Source organism: Comamonas testosteroni ATCC 11996 (genome assembly GCF_000241525.1).
GTDB classification, from domain to species: Bacteria; Pseudomonadota; Gammaproteobacteria; order Burkholderiales; family Burkholderiaceae_C; genus Comamonas; species Comamonas testosteroni.
The window spans coordinates 139233-164902 of sequence record NZ_AHIL01000043.1; the positions used below are offsets into that span (position 1 = coordinate 139233).

At 61.5% G+C, this 25670-nt stretch carries 21 protein-coding genes; 8 read left to right on the forward strand and 13 right to left on the reverse strand.

Annotation, left to right across the window (positions count from 1 at the left end; translation table 11 throughout):
• Positions 1 to 115 precede the first annotated feature (115 nt).
• Complete coding sequence (locus CTATCC11996_RS19135; RefSeq protein WP_003079333.1) at positions 116 to 649, reverse strand: GNAT family N-acetyltransferase; 534 nt, start codon at positions 647 to 649, stop codon at positions 116 to 118.
• Between the two features lie 145 nt (positions 650 to 794).
• Between CTATCC11996_RS19135 and CTATCC11996_RS19140 the strand changes: the two genes are divergently transcribed.
• Positions 795 to 1220, forward strand: a complete 426-nt coding sequence (locus tag CTATCC11996_RS19140; RefSeq protein ID WP_003079337.1) for a TOBE domain-containing protein — start codon at positions 795 to 797, stop codon at positions 1218 to 1220.
• Positions 1220 to 1702 (forward strand): tRNA (N6-threonylcarbamoyladenosine(37)-N6)-methyltransferase TrmO, encoded by a 483-nt coding sequence (gene tsaA, locus CTATCC11996_RS19145; protein ID WP_034349788.1) that lies wholly within the window; start codon positions 1220 to 1222, stop codon positions 1700 to 1702. Before CTATCC11996_RS19140 ends, tsaA begins: the two co-directional genes overlap by 1 nt.
• A gap of 81 nt (positions 1703 to 1783) precedes the next feature.
• Here the strand turns inward: tsaA and CTATCC11996_RS19150 are convergent, their stop codons facing one another.
• The 3 genes from CTATCC11996_RS19150 to CTATCC11996_RS19160 form a co-directional block, all read right to left on the reverse strand.
• Positions 1784 to 2911 (reverse strand): suppressor of fused domain protein, encoded by a 1128-nt coding sequence (locus tag CTATCC11996_RS19150; RefSeq protein WP_003079343.1) that lies wholly within the window; start codon positions 2909 to 2911, stop codon positions 1784 to 1786.
• A 99-nt stretch (positions 2912 to 3010) separates the two neighbouring features.
• Positions 3011 to 5425: an ATP-dependent DNA helicase gene (locus CTATCC11996_RS19155; protein WP_003079346.1), complete on the reverse strand. Its 2415-nt coding sequence runs from the start codon at positions 5423 to 5425 to the stop codon at positions 3011 to 3013.
• Positions 5422 to 7182, reverse strand: coding sequence for a VRR-NUC domain-containing protein (locus CTATCC11996_RS19160; protein ID WP_080569905.1), 1761 nt, complete (start codon positions 7180 to 7182; stop codon positions 5422 to 5424). The genes CTATCC11996_RS19155 and CTATCC11996_RS19160 overlap by 4 nt, the downstream gene beginning before the upstream one ends.
• Positions 7183 to 7307: 125 nt before the next feature.
• On the opposite strand from CTATCC11996_RS19160, the gene CTATCC11996_RS19165 reads away from it, so the two are divergent.
• Positions 7308 to 7637: a carboxymuconolactone decarboxylase family protein gene (locus CTATCC11996_RS19165; RefSeq protein WP_003079352.1), complete on the forward strand. Its 330-nt coding sequence runs from the start codon at positions 7308 to 7310 to the stop codon at positions 7635 to 7637.
• Between the two features lie 50 nt (positions 7638 to 7687).
• On the opposite strand, the gene CTATCC11996_RS19170 is transcribed toward CTATCC11996_RS19165, so the two are convergent.
• Positions 7688 to 9601, reverse strand: coding sequence for a potassium transporter Kup (locus CTATCC11996_RS19170; protein WP_172590547.1), 1914 nt, complete (start codon positions 9599 to 9601; stop codon positions 7688 to 7690).
• A 218-nt stretch (positions 9602 to 9819) separates the two neighbouring features.
• Between CTATCC11996_RS19170 and CTATCC11996_RS19175 the strand changes: the two genes are divergently transcribed.
• The 3 genes from CTATCC11996_RS19175 (at position 9820) to CTATCC11996_RS19185 (ending at position 12235) form a co-directional block, all read left to right on the forward strand.
• Positions 9820 to 10602 carry a type 1 glutamine amidotransferase gene (locus CTATCC11996_RS19175; RefSeq protein ID WP_003079356.1) on the forward strand — a complete coding sequence of 261 codons (783 nt, stop codon included), beginning with the start codon at positions 9820 to 9822 and terminating at the stop codon, positions 10600 to 10602.
• A 126-nt stretch (positions 10603 to 10728) separates the two neighbouring features.
• A complete protein-coding gene (locus tag CTATCC11996_RS19180) occupies positions 10729 to 11493 on the forward strand; it encodes a YwqG family protein (protein WP_034349790.1) in 765 nt (254 codons plus the stop codon).
• Positions 11494 to 11530: 37 nt separating this feature from the next.
• Positions 11531 to 12235 (forward strand): ribosomal protein L7/L12, encoded by a 705-nt coding sequence (locus CTATCC11996_RS19185; protein WP_003079363.1) that lies wholly within the window; start codon positions 11531 to 11533, stop codon positions 12233 to 12235.
• Positions 12236 to 12289: 54 nt separating this feature from the next.
• Here the strand turns inward: CTATCC11996_RS19185 and CTATCC11996_RS19190 are convergent, their stop codons facing one another.
• The 7 genes from CTATCC11996_RS19190 to CTATCC11996_RS19220 form a co-directional block, all read right to left on the reverse strand.
• On the reverse strand, positions 12290 to 13738 hold the full coding sequence (locus tag CTATCC11996_RS19190) for an efflux transporter outer membrane subunit (RefSeq protein ID WP_003079366.1): 1449 nt from the start codon (positions 13736 to 13738) through the stop codon (positions 12290 to 12292).
• A complete protein-coding gene (locus CTATCC11996_RS19195) occupies positions 13735 to 14958 on the reverse strand; it encodes an HlyD family secretion protein (RefSeq protein ID WP_034349638.1) in 1224 nt (407 codons plus the stop codon). The genes CTATCC11996_RS19190 and CTATCC11996_RS19195 overlap by 4 nt, the downstream gene beginning before the upstream one ends.
• A 16-nt stretch (positions 14959 to 14974) precedes the next feature.
• Positions 14975 to 17155 carry an efflux MFS transporter permease gene (locus CTATCC11996_RS19200; protein ID WP_003079370.1) on the reverse strand — a complete coding sequence of 727 codons (2181 nt, stop codon included), beginning with the start codon at positions 17153 to 17155 and terminating at the stop codon, positions 14975 to 14977.
• A gap of 5 nt (positions 17156 to 17160) precedes the next feature.
• On the reverse strand, positions 17161 to 17709 hold the full coding sequence (locus tag CTATCC11996_RS19205) for a TetR/AcrR family transcriptional regulator (RefSeq protein ID WP_003079372.1): 549 nt from the start codon (positions 17707 to 17709) through the stop codon (positions 17161 to 17163).
• 90 nt (positions 17710 to 17799) lie between these two features.
• Positions 17800 to 18717: a pseudouridine synthase gene (locus tag CTATCC11996_RS19210; RefSeq protein ID WP_034349641.1), complete on the reverse strand. Its 918-nt coding sequence runs from the start codon at positions 18715 to 18717 to the stop codon at positions 17800 to 17802.
• A gap of 148 nt (positions 18718 to 18865) precedes the next feature.
• Positions 18866 to 19861 (reverse strand): Bug family tripartite tricarboxylate transporter substrate binding protein, encoded by a 996-nt coding sequence (locus CTATCC11996_RS19215; protein ID WP_003079378.1) that lies wholly within the window; start codon positions 19859 to 19861, stop codon positions 18866 to 18868.
• A 29-nt stretch (positions 19862 to 19890) separates the two neighbouring features.
• Positions 19891 to 21006, reverse strand: a complete 1116-nt coding sequence (locus CTATCC11996_RS19220; protein ID WP_003079381.1) for an aryl-sulfate sulfotransferase — start codon at positions 21004 to 21006, stop codon at positions 19891 to 19893.
• A 113-nt stretch (positions 21007 to 21119) separates the two neighbouring features.
• Here CTATCC11996_RS19220 and CTATCC11996_RS19225 point away from each other — a divergent pair, with 113 nt between their 5' ends.
• Both CTATCC11996_RS19225 and CTATCC11996_RS19230 read left to right on the forward strand, forming a co-directional pair.
• Positions 21120 to 22070: a LysR family transcriptional regulator gene (locus CTATCC11996_RS19225; RefSeq protein ID WP_003079383.1), complete on the forward strand. Its 951-nt coding sequence runs from the start codon at positions 21120 to 21122 to the stop codon at positions 22068 to 22070.
• Positions 22071 to 22353: 283 nt separating this feature from the next.
• A complete protein-coding gene (locus tag CTATCC11996_RS19230) occupies positions 22354 to 24567 on the forward strand; it encodes an AsmA family protein (protein WP_003079386.1) in 2214 nt (737 codons plus the stop codon).
• A gap of 173 nt (positions 24568 to 24740) precedes the next feature.
• Here the strand turns inward: CTATCC11996_RS19230 and CTATCC11996_RS19235 are convergent, their stop codons facing one another.
• Positions 24741 to 25637: a LysR family transcriptional regulator gene (locus tag CTATCC11996_RS19235; protein ID WP_003079389.1), complete on the reverse strand. Its 897-nt coding sequence runs from the start codon at positions 25635 to 25637 to the stop codon at positions 24741 to 24743.
• Positions 25638 to 25670 lie beyond the last annotated feature (33 nt).

Below are 25670 nucleotides of genomic sequence, written 5' to 3' on the forward strand. Positions count from 1 at the left end.
AGGGAGCAGCCATTTTCTGGCGGCACAGAATGTATCCAGGAACCCGATCCATTCAGGACATACTCACTGCGGCGCCTTGTAGGCAGCCGCTGAAAGTTATCTTTTTCGGAGCAACTCAACCATCCACCGGATTCAGCGGCGTCTGCAGCGTGAGCTGATAGAAGGCCAGATCCAGCCAGCGCCCGAACTTGAAGCCCACCTGCGGCATCAGGCCCACGGACTCAAAACCCAGACGCTTGTGTAGTGCAATGCTGCCCGAGTTGGCGGCGTCGATGGCACCAACGAGCACGTGCACATCTCCACGCTGCCTGGCCTCGGCAATCAGCAGCTCCATCAGTTGCTGCCCCAAACCTCGGCCCCGGTGCTGTGGATGGACATAGACCGAATGCTCGACCGTGTACTTATAGGCGGGGTAGGCGCGAAAACCACCCCAGCTGCAAAAGCCCAGCAACCGGCCTTGCGCATCCTCAATGCCGATGACGGGGAAACCGCCTGCACGCTTGGCCTCAAACCAGCTGACCATGTTTTGTGTCGTGCGCGGCTGGTAGTCGTAGAGCGCCGTGGAGTTGACGATGGCATCGTTGAAAATGTCCAGAATCGCAGCGGCGTGGCGTTCGTGCGTGCATTGCACGGTGTTCAGATCACTCATTTCTTGGCCTAAGGCACCCAAATTAGAGACGGTATTATGGGCAAGGACCAAGCAGTCGTGGCCTGCGCAGCGTTTAACTGCACAGGCCTGAGTGCTATAAGAATAGATCCGGCATCCTTCCCGCCGGTATTTTCAGGAAACCCTCATGCAAAGCAGCGCACGCAACCAGTTCAAGGGCAGTGTCTCCCATATCAGCCACGGCATCGTCACCGATGAAGTCCAGATCCGTACTGAACACAATGCTGAGCTGGTGGCGACCATCACGCATGGCAGCGCCGTCAGCCTGGGCCTGAAGGCCGGCAGTACCGTGATCGCCATGGTCAAGGCGCCGTCCGTGATGGTGGTGACGAATTGCGAAGGCGTGCGCTTTTCGGCGCGCAACCAGCTCAACGGCAAGATCACCCGAATCAAGCCCGGCGCGGTGAATGCCGAAGTGACCATAGACGCCCAGGGTCTGCAGGTAGTGGCCATGATCACGCAGGAGAGCACCGAAAACCTGGGCCTTGCCGTGGGCAAGACGGCCACCGCCTTGTTCAAGGCTTCTCAGGTCGTGCTTGCGGTGCTGCCTTGATTAACGAATCTATTGTTCTGCAGCCGATAGGCCGCGTACACAGCCCGTTCAAGCATGCCGTGGGCATGCCCATACAGACCGTTGCCGCCCAGCAGCATGAAGGAAAGATAGAGGTTTTTGCGCCTTTTGCCGCGGGCTTGCGCGATGTGCAGGAGTTTCAATACCTGATCCTGCTCACGCACCTGCATGAAGCCACGGAAAAGCTTGAAGTCGTGCCCTTCATGGACACCAGCAGTCACGGCGTGTTTGCCACAAGGGCACCTGCAAGGCCCAACCGCATTGGTCTGTCCATTGTCGAACTGCTTAGCATGGACGGATGCTGGCTGCATTTCCGCGGTAACGACATGCTGGATGGCACGCCCGTGCTCGACATCAAACCCTATGTGCCCCAGCTGGATGTGCGCGAGACAGAACGCATAGGCTGGTTTGCCAGAGGGCTGGATCAGTTGCCGGGCAGACTCTCCGACGAGCGTATGCGTTAAGAGCTATTTATTTTCCGAGCTGGAACAGCCGATGCGTCCATCCCCAAAGCGCATGCAGCTAATTGATGCATGGCATGGCACTTAGCGCTCTTCGTATCTGCCGGTCACGCGCCCCTGGCTATCCGTCACCACACTGCTCTTGACCTGCCAGACCAGACCATCGAGTCCTGGCACGGTGTACTCGCCGTCGCGCCCCTTGACGGCCTGCTTCCAGGCCTGCATCTGAGCCTGGGTCAGGCTAAGCTTGAGCTCATGGTCGCTATGCCAGTCCAACATCCCGCCTTCGCTGTCGCCGGCAGGCACCAGCTCCAGGGTGGAACCATCACCTGCCAGAATCAGCGGACGGCCATGGGGCAGGCGAGCCGGCAGCATGGCCTTGAGGTCGCGCACGCCCAGGCTTCCCAGACGTATCACTGTCTGCGGGCTGCGCAGCAGGCGCTTGCGGTGACTGAAGCCAAGCACATCGTTGTAGAGCACACCCGTCTTGGAGCCTTCACGCGCCGCACCAGCATCAATGGCGGCCTGGACATCGGGCAGATCATGCAGGCTGGGCCGCGCCAGGTCGGTGATCCACAGCGGCATATAACTCTGCAGGGAATGCAGCGCTCCCTGCACATTCCAGCGGCGTACCTCGCGCAACTCGTCACTGGTCAGCCCCACCAGCTGCAAAAACATCAGGTCGCCATAGGGCGTATGAATGGCCGGCAACTCCGGATCCAGCGCAAAGCCCATTTCGGTCAGCAGCGTGTCGGCGTCAGCCTTGATAGGACCGTTGGCCGTCATCCAGTGGCCGGGAGCCAGCACATTGCCAGTGCGAAATACATATCGAGCAATATTTTGCAAAAAGTTAACAGGCCAACTAGGTGGCTCCTGCTCACTGGCGGCACGCATCAGTCTGAAGCTCAGCTCGAAACCATAACCACTGGGCTTGCCTGGAGCGATGTCGTAGCTATCATCCAGATCGCCATACAGGTCGCTGAAACCATAGCTGACATAGTGCCAGTGCGGCGCACCCTGCTCGCTGCGATAGACGCTGACCCCGTCCAGCGGCTCTTCTCCCCCTAGACGAAACTTGATCAGCGTCCCGAAATGCACGGGCTGCTGATCGCCATAAACCGTCTGCAGCGCCCCATCAATTGCATCCCATCCCTGGCTGCCCTCTTGCCCGTTAGCGTGGGTTTGAGAGTCGTAGGTTTCGCGGGAATTCATGGCCTTTTTCTCCTTTGCCCCAAGTATCAAGGCAGGCGAAAGCCGTTCGAGCAGGATTACAAACGGAGATGTGAGCGAGCGTTTCTTGCAACCATGCGTTCAAAAACCTCGGCCGCCCACTTCAATCTGCCACCAGGCTGGCAGCAGTGCACGCACCTCGGCGCGCGCGAAGCGGTCGTCCATCAGCACCAGAACGCCACGATCGTACTCGCTGCGTATGACCCGGCCAGCTGCCTGCACCACCTTGCGCAGGCCAGGGTAGAGATAGGTATAGTCATAGCCCAGCCCCACTCCCATGGCCTGATCCATGGCTCGCTGCATGGCTTCGTTGACAGGATTGAGCTGGGGCAGACCCAGCGTGGCAACAAAAGCACCGATCAGACGGCTGCCGGGCAGATCCACGCCTTCGGAGAACGCCCCGCCCAGCACGGCCAGACCCAGGCCCCGACCGCCCTCGACAAAGCGGGCCAGGAATTCGGCACGCGCGGCTTCGTCCATGCCGCGCTGCTGCAGCCATAGCGGCAGCTGCGGGTGCAGACGTTCCAAAGTGGCGGCAACCTGCTGAAGATAGTCAAAACTGCTGACAAAACACAGATAGTTGCCAGGCAGTCGTGCGTATTGCTGCGCGATCAGCTCGGCCATGGGGGTCAGCGATGCATCGCGATCTCGCCAACGTGTCGAAATATGGCGTGCGATATGCACCTGCAGCTGCCGGGCTGCGAACGGCGCCGGAACATCCAGCCAGGCCGTATCCGCAGGCAGCCCCAGTAGATCGCGATAGAACTGTGGCGGACTCAGCGTACCCGAAAACAGCACCGTGGCCTGTGCCGCCTCATGGCGTGCCGCCAAATGCGGCGCGGGCACCACATTGCGAATGCACAGCGTGGATGTCGGCGTACGCACTCTGCTCGCACGCTGCAGCGGCGTGGCCAGTTGAATATCAAACAGCGCATGCGGCCCGAACTGATCAGCCAGCGCCTGAAAATGCAGCAATTCCCAGTAAAAATCCAGCAAGGCATGGTCGGCAAGTGCAGGCTGCCCTCCTGTGGCCGCATGACCGGCTATCTCCTGCTCAGCCAGCTGATCCGCTATTGCGCCTGCGGCCCGTTGCATGGCGCCCAGCAGCACACCAGGAATGCTCTCGTAGCTTTGGTAACTGGTCTGATCCTGGGCCTTGTTCAGCGCCTGCCACTGGCGCTGCAGTGCATCGAGTGCCTTTTTGACAGCACCTGTCGCGCCCTGGCGAGCCTGCGCCAGATCAAGCTGTGACAGCGGTGCCGTATACATGCTGCGTGCGCGCTCCAGCAGATTGTGCGCCTCGTCCACCAGCACACCCACACGCCAGTCCTGCTGCAAGGCCAGCGCATAGAGCATGGCGGCACTGTCGTAGTAATAGTGGTAGTCGGCCACCACCACATCGGCCCAGCGCACCAACTCCTGCGACAGATAATAGGGACAGATGCCATGCTCCAAGGCCAGAGTCCGCAACGCCGGTCCATCCCAGAGCGGCAGTTGCAGCGCCTGTTGCCTGGCCGCAGGCAGTCGGTCAAAGAAGCCACGCGCTAACGGACAGGACTCTCCATGGCAGGCCTTGTCGGGATGCTCGCAGGTCTTTTCGCGCGCCTTCATGTCCAGGACACGCAGTGGCGCAAACGATGCCGATGCCGATGCCGATGCCGATGCCGGCAAGGCTTGCTGCAGCTGGCCCAGCGCATGCAGGGCCAGTCCATGGCCAGTGCCCTTGGCAGTGAGAAAGAACAGCTTGTCCAGACCGGCTGCATCAGCCTCCGAGGCACCCTTGACCATGACTGCTGCCATGCTCTTGAGCATGGGAAAAATCGTAGCCAGGGTCTTGCCGATGCCGGTCGGGGCCTGGGCCATCAGGCAACGACCGCCTTCGCTGGCATGGGCCGTACGATAGACGGCCACGGCCAGCTCCCGCTGCCCGGATCTGAAAGCCGGCATGGGAAATTTCAGCTGCGCCATGGCCCCATCGCGCGCCTGACGGTGGGCGTCCTCGCGACGTGCCCATTCGAGATAACGGGCACATTGCAACTCGAAAAAGGCTTGCAGTTCGGTGGCAGAGCACTCTTCCACCAGCACGGTCTCCTCTGCGCTGCCGATCTGGAAATAAACCAGCGCCAGCTTGATCCGCTCAAGGCCGCGCTCCTGACACAGCAAATGACCATAGACCCTGGCCTGGGCCCAGTGCAAGGCCCGGTGATGAGGGCGCACGCCGTCGAGCCGGCCCCGGTACGTCTTGATCTCTTCGAGTTGCTGCTTGAAGGCATCGAAGCCATCGGCCCGGCCGCGAACCTGCAGCTCTTCGAACCGGCCGCTGAGCGCCAGCTCCGTTTCGTAGCCACTGATGTTTTTACGCCGTTTCTGCACCACGGCATGGCCTTCCATACCCTCCAGCGCACTGGGCGCAGGCGTGAAGCGCAGATCCAGATCGCCGCCGCGCGCCGTGAACTCGCACAGTGTGCGTACTGCCACGCTAAGCGCAGGCTTCATGGCGCGCCACCATCGTCACGCCACTGTACATGGCAGACGCTCACGGGAATGCCCTTCTCCGTGCAATAGGCCAGCCAGCGAATCTGGTTGTCCTGCAGCTTGTCACCCGGCGCTTTGACTTCCACCAGCTCATAGCGTGAACCGGCATCGGACCGCAGAGGCCAGAAGCGCACCAGATCGGGAAAGCCGGTGCGGTTAGCCTTCACGTCCAGCAGCAGCCGCGCGAACAGAATCCGCAGATGGGCTGCAGGCATGCAATCGAGCGCCAGCTCCAGCAGCTCTTGCGTCAATGTGCCCCAGAACACGAACGGCGACTGAACGCCTTGCTTGTCGGCAAAACGCTGGCGAATCGTGGCCCGATAGCGACCGTCCTCCAGCTCGGCCAGACAGGCATCAAACAGCGGCTGGCGGCGCAGCACAAAATCCGGTGCTCCCAGATCGGCCGGCCCACTCTGGAAGGGATGAAAAAACGCCCCCGGCAGCGGCGCAAAGACGGCGGGCCAGCACAGCAGACCGAATAGCGAGTTGACCAACGCGTTCTCGACATAGAACACCGGCGCATCGTCTCTATGCCAATGGAATTGAAGCGCGAACTCCACCGCCATGGGCTGGGTGGGTCGGTCCAGCAGCACATCGCTGCGCAGGGCCGCCACGGCCGGGGCCAGAGCAGGCTGGCGCCCCGCAGCCACCAGCCCCAGGCTGCGGCTCAGACGCGGCAACATGCGCGCCACGCGCTGACGCTCCTCTTCACTTTCAGGCGCGGCTTGCGCCTGGCTGGCAAGAGCCAGCGCCTGGTCGAAGCATTGCATGCGCTCCAGCACGCGAATATGACGGTGACGTGCACCCGCATAGCGGCTGGCCCCATAGGCCTGAGCTGCCAGCGGCCAGTCCTGCAGCCTCTCGCACTCCTGGCCAAGCTTCAGCAGGACCTTGGCCCTGCGCATGTCCAGCCACGGGTTTTCGCTATGGTTTTCAACAAGTGCAGGCAGCAGTTGTGCGGGCTCCACGCCTTCATCGAGAGCCTGGCGCCGGGCCGATATCTCCAGATAGAAGTCCAGATCTTCGCGGCGCTGAAATGCGCGCGAGTCAGCATCCAGCGCCACCGGCTCATAGCGGAAAATACCGAGGTCGGCCAGCACGAACTCCGACCAGTCCTGATAGAGATTGCCAAAAAACATCAGCCTCAGACGCTCTCCCAGCTCGCCCACCATGACGCGCCAGACTGGCTCCACGGCCCCTGGGTACCAGACGGCATAAGACCGGGGCTCGGGTTGCCTCTCGGCCAGCAGCTGCAGCATCTCGGCCTTGCGCATGGAAGAACACAGTTCAAAACCAGCCAAGATCCGCAATAGCTCGGGTTTGGTGTGCAGGCCGAACAGCTCGACCACCTCCATGGGCTCGGTGGCACTGAGCCAGCCACGCTCCAGCAGGGGCGCTGCGGCATCGACCGTCATTGGAATCTCCTCGTAGGCCAGCTTGCTGGCGCGAAACCAGGGCCCGCGCCGCATCAGCATGCGTACCAGCAGCGCCCTGGAGCTCTGTGGCAGGCGCGCAAAGCCGGCGATGAAATCAACCTCCTGCTCGCTGAGCAGATCGCCATAGCGCTGCGCCAACCAGTCCAGCGCCTGCTGGAAGTTGTGCAGATAGTAGAAGCGGTGCGGCGGAAGAATGGCGACTTGGGGTACGGTCACGATGACGCTTACAAAATGCTCGGCAGGAAGATGGGTGGATGCCAACGATGGGACCTGTATTTTCATACAGCTCGAAAATCCCTGCAGATTCACCCACCCAACGATTGCTGCTCAGCGGACGAAACGCTTGTAGCTTGAATGCCCGATGACAGTGGCACACAATCAAAGCTTCATTCAACAAGGAGCAGGCAATGCTGGACTGGAACGAATACCGCAAGGAATTGGCTGGCAGGCTGGGAGAGTTTTCCGAGTTGAGCCCAGGCACCATGGAGGGCTACAAGGCCCTGTCCAGCGCGGGCAAGAAGACCGCTCATCTTGATGCCAAGACTCGCGAGCTGATTGCGATTGCCGTGGGCGTTACCACGCGCTGCGACGGCTGCATTGCCGTGCATACCAAGGCTGCCAAGGCAGCCGGTGCCAGCCGGGAGGAAATTGCCGAAGCTCTGGGTGTGGCTGTGGCCTTGAATGCGGGCGCCGCCATGGTCTACTCGGCGCGTGCCCTGGACGCTTTGGACGAATAAGACTCTAAAAACATGGTGGCCAGTGCTTGGCTGGCTTGCCTCCCTACCATTCAAAGCACGACCTGCGTGCCCAGCTCCACCACCTGGTTGGCTGGCAACTTGTAATAAGTCGCCGCGCTGGCCGATTGTCGGGACATCCAGCCAAACAGAGCGCAGCGCCAGGCGGAAAGACCGCCGGGCCCGTCCACCACCTGCACCCTGGCCACGAAAAAGCTGGTCGTCATGGGGTCCAGATTCGGTATCTCGCCATCGACGTCCGGTGCAATCCGCTGGAGCGCCGCCGGAATATCAGGCTGCTCGCGAAAGCCGAAATGCATGTCCAGTGCCCAGACCCCATTGCACATGGGCTTCAGTTGCAGGCGCTCGCCATCATGCACATAGGGCGTGTTCTCGTTGATCACGTGGAGAAATACCGTCTGCTCATGCATGACCTTGAAATGCTTGAGATTGTGGAACAGCGCGTTCGGCACCAGCTTGGGGTCGGAAGTCAAATAGACGGCCGTGCCGGACACTACCGGCACGCCGCTCATGGGCGAGCTCATCAGATCGCTCATGGGAATATCAAGGCGACGGCGATGTTCGGCCACCAGCTGGGTGCCGTCGCGCCATGTCGTCAGCGCAATGAAGATGATGGCGCCCAGCGTCAGCGGCAGCCAGCCGCCCTGCTCCAGCTTGGTCAGGTTGGAGGCAAAAAAACCTATCTCCAGCACCGCAAAACAGGCCAGCGCTGCCAATGTGGCGACTCTTGCGCGGCTGCGCCCCAGATAGACCACAAAGCCCACCAGCATGGTGGTGATCAGCATGGTGCCCGACACGGCAATGCCATAGGCCGCCGCCAATGCCCCCGAGGACTTGAAGGCCAGCACCAGCGCGATCACGGCCAGCAGCATCAACCAGTTCACGCTGGGGATATAGATCTGGCCCTGCTCCTGATCGGAGGTGTGCAACACACGCACACGCGGCAGATAACCCAGACGGCTGGCCTGCAGCGTCATGGAATAAGCCCCCGAGATGGTCGCCTGCGAGGCAATCACCGTGGCAGCCGTGGCCAGCACCACAAAAATCAGCAACCAGGACGGCGCAGCCAGCAAGAAAAAGGGATTGCTGGCCGCAGTCGCATCGCGCAACAGCAACGCGCCCTGGCCGAAGTAATTGAGCATCAGAGCCGGGAACACCAACCCATACCAGCCCAGACGCACGGCCCGGCTGCCGAAGTGACCCATATCGGCATAGAGGGCCTCGGCACCTGTCATGGCCAGAAACACGGCCGACAGCAGGAAGAAGGCCTTGTCCGTGTGTTGCACGGCGAAGCGAAGCGCATGCAGCGGGTTGACGGCCTCCAGCACCATGGGCGTCTGCACAATGCTGGCCACACCTGCCCAGGCAATGCATAGGAACCAAACAATGGTGACCGGGCCGAACAGCCTCCCCACCACACTGGTGCCCTTCATCTGAATGGAAAACAGTCCGATCAGAATACCTATCGTGATAGGTACGATGAAATGCTCGAACTCTGGCGTGGCAATGCTCATGCCCTCCACGGCAGAGAGCACGGAAATCGCCGGCGTGATGATGGCATCACCATAGAACAGTGCAGCCGCAAACACGCCGGCCCCGACCACAAAGCGGGAGCGGCGCGACTGATCGCCCATCACGCGGTGGGCCAGCGCCGTCAGCGCCAGCACGCCGCCCTCTCCATCGTTATCGTGGCTGAGCACCACCCACACATATTTGATGGCGACGATGACGATCACAGCCCACAGCAGGGCCGAGAGCGCGGCCAGCACATTTTCGGGACCCACCGTCAGCCCATGTGTGCCTGTAAAAGCCTCCTTGAACGCATAGAGCGGGCTGGTGCCGATATCGCCAAAAACCACGCCCAAAGCCGCCAATGTCAGTGCCGACTGGCTGCTGCCCTGCCCCGTACTCCCAGCCCCATGAAGCCCGTGTTTGCTTTGTGACATAGCCATGCTTTTGCAGTGATAAAGGCCACCGCAGCCGGGCGGCGGCAGCCCAGTATGGCACGCTGACGGAAATTGAAAAGCCTGGATGACGCCGGACCGAGCTGTCTTTCTTTATGCAATCTTGATAGCAGCAGCCACCATCCATACCAGGGCTTGAGGCCTGATTTTCTAGATTCAAGGCTTCACAACAACCGGCTTGCCCTTCAAGCCTGTCTCCCATGAAGCCTGTCGCCATCCTCCAGCACGAAGCATCGCAAGGTCCCGGCATCCTGCTCGACCATCTGCGTCAGCAAGACATTGCCCATGTGCTGCTAGATCCCTGTGCCGAAGGCGCGGCCCCGGCCAATGCGCGCGACTATCGCGGCATCATCGTGCTGGGCAGCAACCATTGCGCCAACGAGCAGTTGCTCTGGATCGATGAAGAGCGCTGCCTGCTGCAAAGTGCCCTGCAGTACGACATCCCCGTGCTGGGCCACTGCTTTGGCGCGCAAATGCTGGCCCGCGCCATGGGCGCACGCGTATGGCGCAACCCCTGCCCGAACATAGGCTGGAGCGAAGTCCGTATCACCCCCAGCGCCCAGCAACTGATGAACCTGCCCGCACAAGCCACCATCTTCAACTGGCATTACGACACATTCGACATTCCGATGGCCGCCAGGCGCACCATGTACGGACAGCATTGCCTGAACAAGGGCTTTGTCCATGGCCGGCAATGGGCGTTTCAAGGCCATCTGGAAGTGACCGCAGACAGCGTGCGCCAATGGTGCGGCGAGGGCCACGATGAGCTGCTGCAGGCCCGGGGACCGGCCGTTCAGAGCGAGGCCCAGATCCTGAACCGGCTGCCGCAACACATAGACCGGCTGCATGCCATGGCTCTGCGCACCTACAAGGCATGGACCGATCAGCTGGACAGGCCGGTGTCGGTTTCGTGCAGCAATTCCTCGGAAGCTTTGAGCCGATTTCGCCTTAAGTCCAATGCATACCTTCGCATGCAGCTATGAATTTGCAAGCATCAGAGTCCAGGAATGCAATGAACAGACGTTTTTTTGCATCTGGCGGACGGTCTCTGGCAAGGCACGGCCGCTGTCTGGGTCAGAATGGCCTGCAAACTCACTGCTCCAAGCTTCATGGACTTCACAACGCTTGAAAAACACCTGGATGCCTCGCCACTGCTGAAGGCGCACAAGCAATACTTTCTGAATCTGGCCCAGCCCGCCGTGGCCATTCGCCTGGGCCACACAATAGGCACGCCCCTGCAAAGCCGCTTTGGCGGCCAGCCCATGGTGCCTGCGGGCTTTGCCTGGCCCGAGCATCCAGACGGCCACTACCTGTTTGTCGGACAGGTCAACTTTGCCGAACTCCCGGGCGGGCCCGGCCGCCCTGCAGAGCTGCCGGCCAGCGGCCTGCTGTCGCTGTTCTACGGCTTTGACGAGGACGACGCCATCTTCTGGCGCGACCAGGACTATCTCAAGGCGTTCTACTGGCCGGACATCAGCGACATGCATGAGATCCAGGCTCCCCACCAGTGGGTCACGGACAGCCGTGCGCTTCAGTTTGAGAACGGCATCGACCTTCCTCGTCACGAGGAGCTGCGCAAGGACTGGCCAGTGGAGTTCGATGAACTCCAGGACTGGCTCCATGGGCTTGAGGAAAGCGGCGATCTGCCTCGCGACTATCTGCTGGGCCGCCCCTCCTGGGACAGCCTGGGCTACGACCCCACGCCCGAGGCAGAGGAACACCCCGGCAGCTCGCACTGGCGCTCTCTACTGACGCTGCAGTCGCATGAGCAGTTCCACTGGTGCTGGCAGGACGGCGCACGCCTCATGGCCTTTATCGAGGATGCCAGGCTACGCGCCAGGGACTTCAGCCATTTGCAGGTGGACTGCGGCTGACGCCAGGTTCAACAGCCACAACCATAAAGAGCAGTTCATGCCCACACAAATTCCAGCAGAGATCCTCAGGCACTGGCAAAACGGTCACAAGATCGAAGCCATCAAACAGCTGCGCGAGCAAAGCGGGCTGGGTTTGAAGGAGGCCAAAGACCTGCTGGAAGCCAGCGACGAGCCGGACTTTGTCCAACATGGCGCAGCAGAGCGGACGCAGGCCATGCAGCAGTTGCGCGAGCAGCTGGACAAACTGGGCATGAAGGATGCCACTTTGCTGCTGGACCAGCTGAATCGGGCCGACACCGTGCCCGGCAGCTCCTTCTCTTCCATCAAGACCACCACCACGACCGTCAATGGCAAGACCACCACCAGCGTCACCGTGAGCGGCGATCATGCAGAGGCCATAGAGGCGTTGATGTCCGGCGCGAACACAGTGCCCGCAGAAACCAGGGCCGAGGTGGAAGACGCCATGGCACGCGGCAACAAGATCGAGGCCATCAAGCTGCTGCGCGATGCCACGGGCCTGGGTCTTGCCCAGGCCAAGGACCATATCGATGCGGCCATGGATGGGATTGCGCTGGACTGGCAAATCCTGCAACGGCAATCGGTGCAGGCCAGCGTCCCAAACCGCTTTCAGCCCGGAGCGCCATCGCCGGGAGAAGTCCCCAGAGGGCAAGGCCGGTATCTGTGGCTGCTGGTGCTGGCACTGGCTGCCGTCGGCCTTTGGTATTACTTCAAGATGCCTTAAACCCATAAAACACAGGCGGAGAAGGCTCACTTTCCAGGAGCTTTCGGCTCAGATTCAAGGTTGCGGGGCAGTTGCATCGGCCAACTGCCAGCCGCCACCCAGCGCCTGGTACAGCGCCACGGCGTTTTCCAGCTGGCTCTGACGCAGGCGCAGCACTTCCTGCTGCACGGCAAACAGATTGCGCTGGGCATCCAGCTCCTCCAGATAGCTGGCGTAGCCGGCCTCATACCGATCCTTGGCAAAACCCAGGGTACGACCCAGCACTTTTTCGCGTTCCTTGGCATGCTCCCACTGGGCTTGCAGTTGCTGGGAACTAACCAGGGCTGTTTCCACATCGCCAAACGCCTTGATGACCACGCCGCGATAGGCATAGGCGGCCTGATCGCGCTGGGCAGATGCCGCATCGAACTGACCCTGCAGGCGACCGCCGTTGAACAGCGGGGCCAGAATGCTGCCTCCCAGCGACCAGACCCGGGCCGGGTTGTAATCCAGCGCGTTGATGAACAGGCTGCCGAAGTTCACGCTCAGGCTCACCTGCGGCAAAAAGGACGCGCGCTGTGCCGCAAGATTGCTGTCGCTGGCCGCCAGCAGCAGCTGGGCACGTGCAATATCGGGGCGGCGCTCCAGCAAGCCCGATGGCAAGCCAGGTGCAGGCATGGCAGGCAAGCTCATGGACTCGAGCCTGGCATGGTCGCTCAATGTGGTACGGGCCAAGGCCTGTGCCTGGTCGTCACCGCTGCCGCCCACCAACTGCATCAGCACTATGCGCTGGCGCTGCAGCGCCAGAGACAGCTGCTGCACCGATTGCCGCACGCTTTCCAGCTCGGCCAGCGCCTGGCTTTGCTGCAGCTGCGAGATATAGCCCACACGCACCTGGTCGGTGAGCAGGCGCACCGCTTCCTCGCGCGACTTCACCGTATCCTCGGCCACGGCCAGCTGGGCCTGCAGCGAGCGCAGAGCGATATAGGCCTGCGCCACGGTCGCGGCCACCGTCAAATGTACTGCGTCGCGATCCGCCTGGCTGGCCTGCAGGCGCTGATCGGCGGCCCGGCTCATACTGCCCAGGCGGTCCCAGAGATCCAGCTCCCAGCTCGCTTGCAGCACGGGCTGGGCCGAACGCACATGCACCATCTGGCCGGTTCTCGCGCTCAAGCTGCGGTTGGCCGAGCCCGGTGCGCTGAGCGACAGCTGCGGTGCAGCCGCCGAGCCCGTCACATCGAGATTCGCGCGTGCCTCCTCCACCCTGGCCAGGGCTGTGAGTACATCGTTGTTGCGCGCAAGCGCCAGTTCCACCCAGCGACTCAGCTGCGCATCACCAAAGGCCTGCCACCAACCGGTCTGGACTACGCTGGCACCACCTGCGGCCTGATCCGTGCTCCAGCTGGCCGGCACCGCAGGCTGAGCGCTGTCCGGGGCCCGGGTCAGACTGGGCACGCTGCAACCAGCCACGAGGAATGCCAGCGCCAGGGGCAAGGCACGCACGGTATGAAGGGCGTTCTTCATGGCTTGGCCTGTTCGGATGCAGAAGCTGCGGGCGCTTGAGATTTTTGAGCCAAATCGGCATCAATCGCCTGCTGGGTATGCGCTGAATGCTCTACTTTTTGTGCAGTATCGAGGCGCACGATGACCGACATGCCGGGGCGCAGACGCGCCGCATCGGCCTGACCCTCATCGATGGCTATCTTGATGGGCAGACGCTGGACGACCTTGGTGAAATTACCCGTGGCGTTGTCGGCCTTGAGCACGCTGAACTCCGAACCCGTGGCTGGCGCAATCTCCAGCACATGGCCCGTGAGGCGCAAGCCGCCCAGTGCGTCCACGCTGAAGCTCACGAGCTGGCCGATCTGCACCCGAGCGGTCTGGGTTTCCTTGTAGTTGGCCACCACCCAGTAAGTGGGCGGCACCACATACATGAGCTGCGTACCGGCCGCCACGTACTGGCCCTTGCGCACCGATACCTCGCTGACCTGTCCATCGCTGGGAGCATGGACCACGGTGTTGTCCAGATTGATCTGGGCCTGACGCAGCAGCGCTTCAGCCATCTGCACCTGGGCCTTGAGAGAGTCACGGCCCACGGTCGTGGCCTTGATCTTTTCCTGGTTGATCGCGATGTCGGCCTGGGCCTTGGCCACGTTGGTCGCGGCCAGGCGCGAGGTGGCGCGCACCTTGTCGCGTTCGTTCAGAGACACAGAGCCTCGCTCGGCCAGCTCCTGCACACGCTTGAGCTCCGCCTGCGAGCGCTGGGCCTCTGCCTCCACGGCAGCCAGACCGGCGCGGCTGGCACTCAGCGTGGCACGGTTCTGGGCCTGTGTCTGTTCCGAATTGCTCAGCTGCGCCTGGGCATTGGCCAGTTGCGCCTGGGCCTGGGCGACGGCCGCTTCATAGCTGCGGCTATCGATGCGCACCAGCGGCTGGCCGGCCTTGACCTGCTCATAATCCTTGACCAGCACCTCCGTCACGTAGCCATTGACCTGCGGAGCCAGCACGGTGACGGCACCACGCACATAGGCATTGTCCGTGGTCACCACCGAGCTGTTGAAGGGCCACAGATTCCAGGCCCGCAACACGAGCAGCATGCCTGCCAGGGCCACGACCAGCATGATGAGCACGCTGCGCAATGAAGGCTTGATCTTTTTTGGCGTGGGAGGCAAGGCTGCAGCGGGTGAAGGGGCAGCTGTCGCCGCAGAGGCTGCGGGGGAATGGGGTTGTTGACTGTCGCTCATGCTCAATCTCTTGCTGTTATCGGTTTGAGTTCCTTGCCTGGGGGCCGGAGCCATCCCGGCCGCCATCGTCGGCCGCAGGGCTGCTGCGGGCGTTTGTGTCGATTTCCTGCTCCAGTTCGGCCTCGAGTTCGAGCGCCTGGGCGTTGTCCTGCAGGGGGTCGCGGCTGGCCAGCACGGCCTGCTCGCGAGTCTCGGCCGCCTGCGCGGCGGCAGCCAGGTGCGTGGCCTGCGCGCCTTCGATCACCACGGTCCGCGCCGGACTGGCGGGCCCGGCCTGAGCGCCCTCTTCCACATCGCCATAGGCATCGGTGGCCGTGGGCTGCACCACCACCGTGACACGCTGCGATACATCGGGCTCATGGGCGTTCGCTGCCTCAGGCTCTGCGAGCGGCGCCACCGAAGGTGCGCGCTGGGGCGTACCGTCGGTCCCGGCGGCTGCCGCCACCTGGTTGCCGCTTTGCCGTGTCATGGCGCGCACCATGGCGGCAGCCTGGCGCACTCGCGCCGAGGCTCCCAGACTCCAGAGCAGATACAGCAAGGCGATGGCGGCCGTCAGCGCAAACACATCGTTATAGGCCCTGACATTGGCTTCACGCCGCACGATCTGCGACAGCTGCAGCGTTCCCTGGTTGGCGCGCATGGCGGGATCGGGCGTCACCTTGCCGTAGATCTGGTTCTGTATCTTGAGCCGCTCGGCCACCACGGGGTCGGTCGGGTCCATCTGCGCCACCAGGGCCACGGAGTAGATCTGCTCGCGGTAGGTCTGGTAAGTGCTCAGCAAGGCCGAACCGAGCAAACCGCCCATAGCCTGGGTCATTGAGATGGTGACCACGGCGGTGAGCATGTGATTGGCTCCGAACTTGAGCCCCTGGATGATGCCGGTCAGCATCAGCGGGCCCATGAAGACGCCCGAGCCCACCGCCAGCAGGAACTGGCTGAAGAAAAAGTCCGAAGGACGGTCCACGCTGCTGCGATGGTGATCGAGAAACGCGGCCACGGCGAACAGCGCAATCGCCACCACAATCTGCTTGCCCATATTGGGGACACCGAAAGTAGTGGCAGACAATGCAATACCTATAAGCGTTCCAAGCAAAATCACCATGAATAGCGGCTGCATCTGGTCGGATGTCATGCCCAGCGTGCGCATCAATCCCACCACGCCGTAGCTTTGCTCGGCCGTGAGAAAGCGCAGCAAAATGGCACCGATCACGAAACGAATCGTCGGCATCTGCGCGAACCAGCGCGTGTGGAACATGGGGTTGACGCGATGGTGCTCGATGTAAAGCGCGACGCTGAGCAACGCGATCGCTGCCACCAGCATCCAGGCCAGCCCCGGCGTATCGAACCACCAGCGCGAATAGCCCTGGACCAGCACCGCGATCAACAGACCCAGGCCCGGCACCATCAGGCTGAAAGTGACGAAGTCCAGCTTCTCGAAGGTCCTGATGTACAAGCCCGATGGCAGCTTGAGCAGCACCACGGCGGCAAAGGACATCAGTGCCAGGCCGGCTTCAAACAGATAGAGGTTGTGCCACTCGCTGTTGTAGAGCAGACCCGGCGACAGAATCCAGGCCAGCGGCGTGGCCAGTTGGCCCACGCCCACGCCGATCACCAGCATCTTGAGCACATAGGTGCGTGGTGCGGCCTGCAGCATGTAGAGCGTGCTCAGCGACGAGCAGGTCGCTGCTGCCAGGCCACTGGCCGCGCGCAGCAGAATCAGGCTGTCGTAGCTGCCCAGCAGCAGATGCAGCACGCTGAGCGCCGCGTAGCAACCCAGGCCGATCTCGGTGAACAGGCGCATGCCGAACTGCTGGCGGAATTTATAGACCAGCAGATTGGCCGTCATATTGAACATGACGTAGGCGCCCGTCAGCCAGGCGGCCTCGACCGAGGTCAGCCCCATCTGTCCCTGAATCGTGGGCAGATTGGCTGTGAACAAGGCATTGCCCAAGCCACCGGTCAACCCGACCAGCACAGCAATCAGCCCGTAGCAGACGCGAATCCAGGGCTCGTGATGGGGCATGGCCGGCGAGCCGGGCAGCGCGGGCTTTTCATGCTCGGCCCAGTCCGGCGGGCGGCGCAGCAGGATGACGGGCCCCTGAGGAATGGCGGGAGGAGCTGAAGCCTGACTGCTGGGAGATTTCGGGCCTTCTTGATTGGCTTGAGCCTCCGTGGCTTGTGCTGCAGCTTGACTCATAAACCTCAGGCCTTGATTCCGTCCAGAATGATTTGCAGGGCGCGACGCGCCAGTTGTTTGCGTTGCGCAGGAGTTTCACCACGCAGGGCGCCGCCCAGCATGCCGAACACCAGGGACAGATCCTTGGCATTCAAGGCCTGCTTGCACAGGCCCTTGGCCACAGCACGCTTCATGGGCTCTTCGAAAACCAGCCACATCTGCTGGCGCGCATGGATGACCTCTGCATCACTCTGGTCCACCGTACGCCAGTAGTCCACCAGCGTGGCGGAGACAGCGATGCGCTCGCCCACCAGAGCCAGCAGCTTGAAGAAGGCCTGGTCGTCGTCGCGCCAGGCGATGGCAGCGGCCCGGGTCTTCTCGACCGAGCGCTCCAGCAGCGCCACCATGATGGCGCGACGGTCCGGGAACTGACGGTACAGCGTGGCGCGGCCTACCTGGGCACGCTCGACGATGAGATCCAGGGGAGCGGTCACGCCATGCTCGGCAAACACGGCATCGGCCGCGTCCAGCAACTGGGCGCGGCGTTCGGCGGATGGAGGACGGGTGGTGGACATGTCATCAATTATCGGACAGTTTTGTCCGATAATTGATGACACCCAACGTTTCCCCTTCCCTGGTAAGGGTCGGGCAATGCGCTGCCGGACTCAGTCTTGCGGCAGCGCCTGCAGGCCGCGCCGGCTGGCGAATTCGCGGCGTTGTCCAGTCAGAGGATCGTCAAAGGCCAGGCTGCGTGCCAGCAACTGCAAGGGATTGGAATAGTCGCCCGGCTCCGGGTCATTGACCACGGGATAGAAGGCATCACCCCTGAGCGGCAGACCCAGCGCCGCCATATGCACACGCAGCTGATGGCGCTTGCCCGAAACAGGACTGAGCCGATAGCGTGCCCAGGCACTGTTGTGCTCAATGATTTCCATCAAGGTGCGGCTATTGGGCTCGCCCGCGACCTCATGCATGCGAAAGAAATGCCCGCTCTCCTCCATGCGGCTCACGTGCTCGCGCGGAAAGCTCAACTCGGCACGGTAAGGTGCCACGGCCTCGTAGACCTTGTGAATGGCCCTGTCCCTGAACATCCCCTGATAGATGCCGCGTGTAGCGCGCTGCACCGAAAACACCACCAGCCCCGCGGTGTCGCGGTCGATGCGATGAATCGGCGACAGCTCGGGCAGATCGAACTCGCGCTTGAGCCGTACCAGCAGCGTGTTCTGCAGATACTGGCCTGCGGGCACCACAGGCAGAAAATGCGGCTTGTCGGCGACGAGCAGATGCGCATCGCGATGGATGACTTCAGCCGCAAACGGAATCTCTGGCTCGCCGTCCTGCTCGCGATAGTAGTAATAGCGCAGCCCCGGCATGAATGCAGCGTCCGGGCCGGCCATCTCTCCGGTTTCGCTGACCACTTGACCGGCTGCCATGCGACGCAGCCAGTCTGCGCGCCCGACGGCGGGCAGGCGTTCGCACAAGAAGTCGATCAACAGCCCCCCGCCCTGGGATGGCAACACCACACAACTAGGGCTGACGCCATCGCGCACGGGCAGAACCTTGGGATCGTGGGAGTTATGCATGGCGCGGAATTTTAGTGGCTGACCCGATTCCTGGACCTCATGGCGGCATGGCCCCCTGAGCTCGGGGCGTCATGAATGCTCCGACCAGCTGCTGCCGGATCAGCGACCGCCTGCGCCCTCGCCAGACAACGATGCGACTTGGCGCTGGCTAATCCGTTCGGATATTGGCTTTGCGAATAGTGTTCTCCAGAACTCTTTTCTCCTGCTCCAGATAGGCCAGGAACTGGAGATGCCCCATTCGCATGGGCTTGAAGCCGGCTTCCGTCAGTTTTCTGCTCATCTCGAGGTCCGCTTGCAAGACCGCGATTTCATCGGCCAGACGCTTGACGATACGGGCATCCGTATGAGCGGGAGCCAGCAAGCCTTGCCAGGCCTCAACCTCCAGATTGCGAAGGGCCGGTGTCTTCGAAAGACTTGGCGTTTGGGGCAGCGCGGCCAGACGCTGGCGGGATGTCATGCCCAGTGCCCTGACCTTGCCCTCCAGCACAAACGGCTGAGCCAGCGCTACAGGCAGCACGGCAAGGTCGATCTGACCACCTGCCAGCTCGGTCAGCACCTGCGGGCCAGACCTGTAGGGAACATGCACCAGATCGATACCGGACATCTGCTGAATCAGCTCCCCCGTCAGGTGCAGGCTGGTACCGATACCATCGGTGCCCAGAGTTAGTCGCCCCGGTTTCTGGCGCGCAAGTTCAATGAGATCGTCCGCACTGCCTGCAGCAAGTCCCGGGCGGGCGAGCAGCGCAAACACCGAAGAGGCAACCGGTGCCACGGGCTTCAACTCGTGCAAGCCGTCATAGCGAAACTTTGCCGGCGAGATCAAGGGAGCAACCAGCACCGAGCTGGCCACACCGAAGAGCAAGGTATAGCCATCGGGTCTGGCTTTGATGACACGCTGCGTTGCAATGGTCCCCGATGCCCCAACCATGTTCTCGATGATCACGGGCTGGCCCAGGCGCTCTGCCAGACGCGGCACTACCAGCCTGGCGGCTACGTCCACACTGCCTCCGGGCGCGAAGGGAACTACCACCGTCAGTGCCTGGGCAGGCCAGAGCTGGACAGCAGCCTGGCTTGCCGGTGATAGCTGCTGCAGCAGCGGAGCGCCCAACGCCCAGGCTGCAAACTGTCTGCGTCGTATTTGCATGATGATCTTTCTGCTGGATCTGGAATGGCTCAGCGGGACAACCAAGGCAGTTGCGCTGCCTGGTAACGCCATGTCTGGAACACCATGTTCAAACGGCCCGGGCCTGTGCGTCGTGCAGCGGCATCGGGATACTCGCCAAACCAGGGCAGGATGAACTCCCAGACCACCTCGCCTTGCGGCGTCACTTCAAACAGGCGTCCCGTGGCTGACTCCGTGATGTGCGTGTTGCCGTTCCAAAGCCGCTGCGCGCTGCCCATGAAGGCGGTGTAGAAGGCATTGACCATCTCGTCCTGGTAGCTCCACGCGATCTCATGCGAGACAGGATCTATTTCCAGCACACGCGAGAAAGCGACATGGGCTCCCGTGCGGAAGTTGCCGTTGTCAAAGGTCAGGATATGGCCGTTTGCCAGAGGAACCGGAGCATGCTGGTGCGAGACCACCGATGGCGGGATATGCAGCTTCACGCTGCCACTGGCCTTGTCCACGCCAATGATTCCCGAGGTCGTGCGCAAGCTCATGAACACCGTTCCATCGACCGCAAGCCCAAGGCCGTTGACCAAAGGCCAGTGATAGCGGCCAAAGCCCGGGTGAATGGGAAAGTGCTCGGGCTCCAGATGCTCCCAGGCCTTCCACTCCCAGACCAATCGACCTGTGCGGTCCACTTCCCGGATCACATCGCCATACATCACCTCATCCGGCCCTTGGGAGCTGCCGCCCGGCACGCGTTCTGCAAAGCCCTGGGGGACAGGGGCGCAAGCGGCGTAGAGCAAATGGCCATTGGGCAACCACTGTGCATCATGGTGATGGGCCGGATCTTCATAGCGCCAGACCACCTCTCCATCGGGTCTGACCTCGTAGAAATCGCCGCCGTGCCACATGGACCATGGCGCATAGAGGTCCGGCGATCCACGGTGGTTGCCGTTGTAGCCCAGATTGCCGTTAGGCAGGATGACAGCATGGCGGCCGGCGCGCACCGGCAGCTTCCACTCGTGAGCCACCTGGCCGTGGATATCTATGAGGTAGACATGCCCATCCGCCGTCTGGGGGGCGATCAATGTGTAGCCGCCTGCGCTCAGAGCGCTGTCATGAGCGATAAGACCTGTGCCGCGTCGGCGTTGGGTGACCTGGTCAACGGTGGTAGCCATGGGGTTCTTTCTGTGACAGAAGGGATTGATGGCTGCCACTCTAGAAGTTCGTCAGCGTCAGGAATAGCTGTTTGTTTTTTAAGAGGTGTCAGATAAAACTTTACACTCAGGACATGCCAGCAATTTCTCAGGCTTTTCGATGCTTTGACGAGGTGGCGCGCCGAGGTTCGGTGCGCAAGGCCTCGGCGACCCTGCACCTGACCGCAGCAGCGGTCAACCAGCAAATCCTCAATCTCGAAGCGCAGGTGGGTCAGCCACTGTTCGACCGACTGCCCAGAGGCATGCAGCTGACGGTGGCCGGCGAGATCGTGCTGGCAGCAGTCAGGCGAAGCCAGCGCGACTTTGACAATGCCCTAGCCCAGGTCGAAGACCTGAATGCCTTGCGGCACGGGCATGTAAGCGTGGGTGTACCCCACGCGACGGCCGAATACCTCGTGCCCCAGGTAATTGCGGCAATGCATCATCGCTATCCGGACATCACTTTCAGCGTGCGTGCCGGCATCGGTGAAGAGCTTCTGCGTCATGTAGCGCAAGGCGAGATCGATGTGGCCTATTGCCTGCGCCGAACACCTCCTGCCGGTGTCGAGGAAATGCGCTCCTGGGCACAACCCTTGGGCGTGGTGATGACTCCTGATCACCCTCTGCGCATGCGGCCTCGACTGCTGCGTCTGCGTGACTGCCTGGCCTATCCGCTGATCATGATGACTCCCGACATGGAGTTGCGCAGCATGCTCGAGCGTCTGGGCGACGGTGCACTGAGCCGGGCCCTACCGCTGGTGCAAACCAGCAGCATCCCCATGGCCCGGCGCCTGGTGGCAAGCGGCCAGGCACTGGCCTTCATGCTGCCGGACAATGTGGCGGAAGACGTGGCGGCCGAACGCCTGAGCTGGCGTGCGCTGCACGATGCCGGAGCCCTGCTGCACAGCTGCGCTTATCAGCGCACCGGCTACGCGATGGCTGCGGCCATGGAGATGTTTCTGACCGAGCTGGAACATGCAGCGGACGAGTTGAAGGCAAACTTTGATACCGGTGTTTCCTGGTCCATCGGCAATCTTGCCGTTTAACAGCATGGAATCGGCAGGCACCGGATAGGCACTGGCACCTCAACGCCGAGCGGAATGACTTTGCACAATGGAGCAACACTTCGCAGCACTTCATGAAGCACCGCAGTCATTGCTGCAGATGTTTGCATTCGCAGCAACAGCACTCTTCCAGCTGCAGCATCGTTTCCCGGATCGGTCGCAAAGTCTGAGCTCATTGCATGCGGGCATACATGCATCAGGCAATTGGATGACGAGGCATTTCACGTATGCGCAATAGCATGTGGCAAAAAAGGATGCAACAGCCATGGTCGATCCCACCAGCACTTCAGCCCCTGAATCCGCTCCTGCACATTCGCGCCTGGCACGTCACTGGCTGCGCTGGTCAGCCCTTGCGATGGCGCTGCTGCTGGCTTTGATTCTGGCGGCGTCACTGCTGATTGCCTTCATGGACTGGAACAAGCTCAAGCCATGGATCAATGAAAAAGTCAGCACTTCCACGGGCCGCGAATTCGCCATCAATGGCGATCTGCAGCTGCAGTGGACCTGGCCACAGCCTCTCGATACGGGCTGGCGTCACTGGGTGCCCGGCGTGGTGGTGCACGCCAGCGATCTGACACTTTCGCAGCCCCAGGGCTGGCTGGTTCAACAGGCGCCTGAAAAATCCGATGACAAACAGCCGGCATTACCTGCGACGCCCAAGGAGCTCAACACCGGTCGCCTGCCCGAGCAAGGCCAGGCAGCTAACGAGAAAAAGACGGCCGCAGATGACGATGACGCCATAGCTGATGCCGGCCGGCAACCGCCCGAACGCGATGCCCGCACCATGATCACCGCAGCAAATGCCACGGCCAGCCTGCGCCTTTGGCCACTATTGGCGCACCATGTGCAGCTCGACTCCTTGCTGTTGCAGGCTCCAGATATGGTGCTGGCCCGCAACGACAAGGGCGAGAACAACTGGACATTTGACAAGCCCGCAAGCAGCGGCCCGAAGTGGAGTTTTGAAATAGGCCAGCTGCGCATCAGCGACGGCGTTCTGGGCTGGTCCGACGCTGTCAAGAACATGGCCGTGCGCGCCCGTATCGACACGCTGCGTAGACCGGTCAGTGCCGATCAACCTTATGGCGTGCGCTTTGGCCTCGCTGGCTATCTGCACCAAGGCAAGACCCGCGCGCAAATTCAGGCCCAGGGTCTGGCGGGGCCTGTACTGGATCTGCGCCAGGACAGGCTGCGCTTTCCGTTGCTCATTTCGGCCAAGGCTGGCAGCCTGCAAGCATTTGCCAAGGGGATTCTCGACAATCCCAAGACACTGGACGGACTGGACTTTCAAGTTCAGGTGCGCGGCAAGAGTATGGCCGACCTGTTCGAGCTCAGCGGCTTGCTGCTGCCCGCCACACCGCCGTTCGAGACCAGCGGCCGTCTGATCGGCAGCCTAGCGCCAGGCAAGGCCGTCTGGCAATACGAGAAGTTTCAGGGCAAGCTGGGTCAGAGTGATTTGAGCGGCGACCTCCAATACCGCTCCGCCCAGCCTCGGCCAAAACTGACAGCACAGCTGCACTCCAAACAACTGCGACTGGTGGATCTGGGTCCGGTCATAGGCGCAGCCCCGTCCGGCAGCCCCGACAAACCCCAGCCCGTCAACGGCAAGGTACTGCCGCAAATTCGGTTCCAGACCGAGAACTGGGACAAGATGGATCTCGACCTGCGCTATGAAAGCAGCCATATCCTGCGGCCCGAAGCTCTGCCCCTGCAAAACCTCAGCGTGCATGCGCTGCTGGACAACGGCAAACTCACCCTATCGCCACTGAAGTTCGGCCTCGCCGAAGGCACGCTGAATATCGACGCCAGCGTGGACAGCCACGCCAGGCCCGTTGCAGCCAAACTCAACACACAGGTGCAATCTCTCAAGCTCTCCGCGCTGTTTCCCACGATTGAAAGGATGAAGAAAAGCCTGGGCCGGCTCGATGGCGCAGTCGCGCTCACCGGGCAAGGCGAGTCACTGGCACAGTGGCTGGGCACGGGCAATGGCTCGCTACGCCTGTTTGTGCGCGACGGCACTTTCAGCTCGCAACTGCTGGACCTCGCCGGACTGAACGTAGGCTCCATCGTCATCGCCAAGCTATTTGGGAGCGACAAGGAAGTGCAGCTGCGTTGTGCCGTGGCCGACTTCAATGTGCAACAAGGCATTGCCCGCCCACGCATGGCCAAGCTGGCCACGACTGAAGCCGTTGTTGAAGCCACGGGCGAGATCAACCTGGCGCAGGAACAGCTCAATCTGCGCATCGTCCCTGAATCGCTGAAGTGGAAGTTTTTCTCACTGCGCACACCACTTTATGTGCGCGGCAGCTTTGCCAAACCCGATGTGGGCCTGGAGCCGGGCCCCTTGGCAGCCCGTGCCGGTGCTGCAGTGGCTGCTGCCGTTTTTGCGCCAGCGGCACTGGCTCTGGTGCCGCTGACCGTGCCTGCCGCCGACGACGATGTGAACTGCAAGCAGTTGCTGACTCAAGTACGCAGCCGGTAGACGAAGGCAAAGGCGGGCTGCCGATTCTCGCCTTCCCAACCGGAGCTCATTGGTACCTGCTTGTCTGCGCACGATCCAATTCGGTCGTCAACGCCTCCGTACTCAGTGACGGCCTTCATTGTGGAAGATCATCAAGAAATGAACGGATGTATCAAATCTCGAATGCCCCAGGCCTAGGAATGAAGCTCGGTACTCTGGGCACGTAGCCAATTGAATACCTGCAGGACGATTTCCGAACGCGCCTGCTTCTCCATCCCCGACAACCACCAGGTAGAGCCAGGCAAGCGCGGATATTCCGAAAGTATTTGCAGTTGACCGCGTGCGAGGCTGGCGTCTACCAATAGACGCGGCAGACAAGCAATACAGCCTCCTTCCAGAACAGCCTCGATCAAGAGGCGAGCGTCGTCATAAATGGCTCGCTTCCTGAAGCGTGCCAGCGGCCCCAGGAACAGCGGAGCAGTTACGTCACTCGTCAGGCTTTCTTCCAGACACGTCAGATCCGCATGCAAATGGTGCTGTGTCTGCGGCACTTTGGCTAACTTCCGTGCCAGATCGGTGTTCGCTACGAGTACCCATTCATCCTGAAATAGTGGTATTTCCTGCAAACCAGGCTGCAAAAGAGGCCTGTTGCCGATAGCGATATCGACATCAATTTCGTCAACAAAACGGGCACTTTCGTCCACGGACAGCAGCAGACACAGCTCGGGCAGTTGAGCTTGAAGTTCTCGCAATCTTGGCTGCAGCCAGCCATGCAGCAAGGGTGCCGGGCATACCAGCACCACCAATCCCGGATCCAGATAAGTGGCGATTCTTCCGAGGCCACTTCGCAAAACGGTCAGCGTACGTTGAACGCTGCGCAGCAGCACTTCACCAGCGACGGTCAGTTCCACTCCCCGCCCTGCCCGCCGGAACAAAGGCTGCATGACCTGGTCTTCCAACTGCTGCACCTGATGGCTGATTGCCGACTGTGTCACATGCAGTTCGTCAGCCGCACGCGAGAAACTGCCATGTCGGGCTGCAGCCTCAAACCCCATCAACAACTTCAGAGAAGGAATGCGATGCTCTGACATATGAGAAAACTTAATACATTTATCAGAATCATA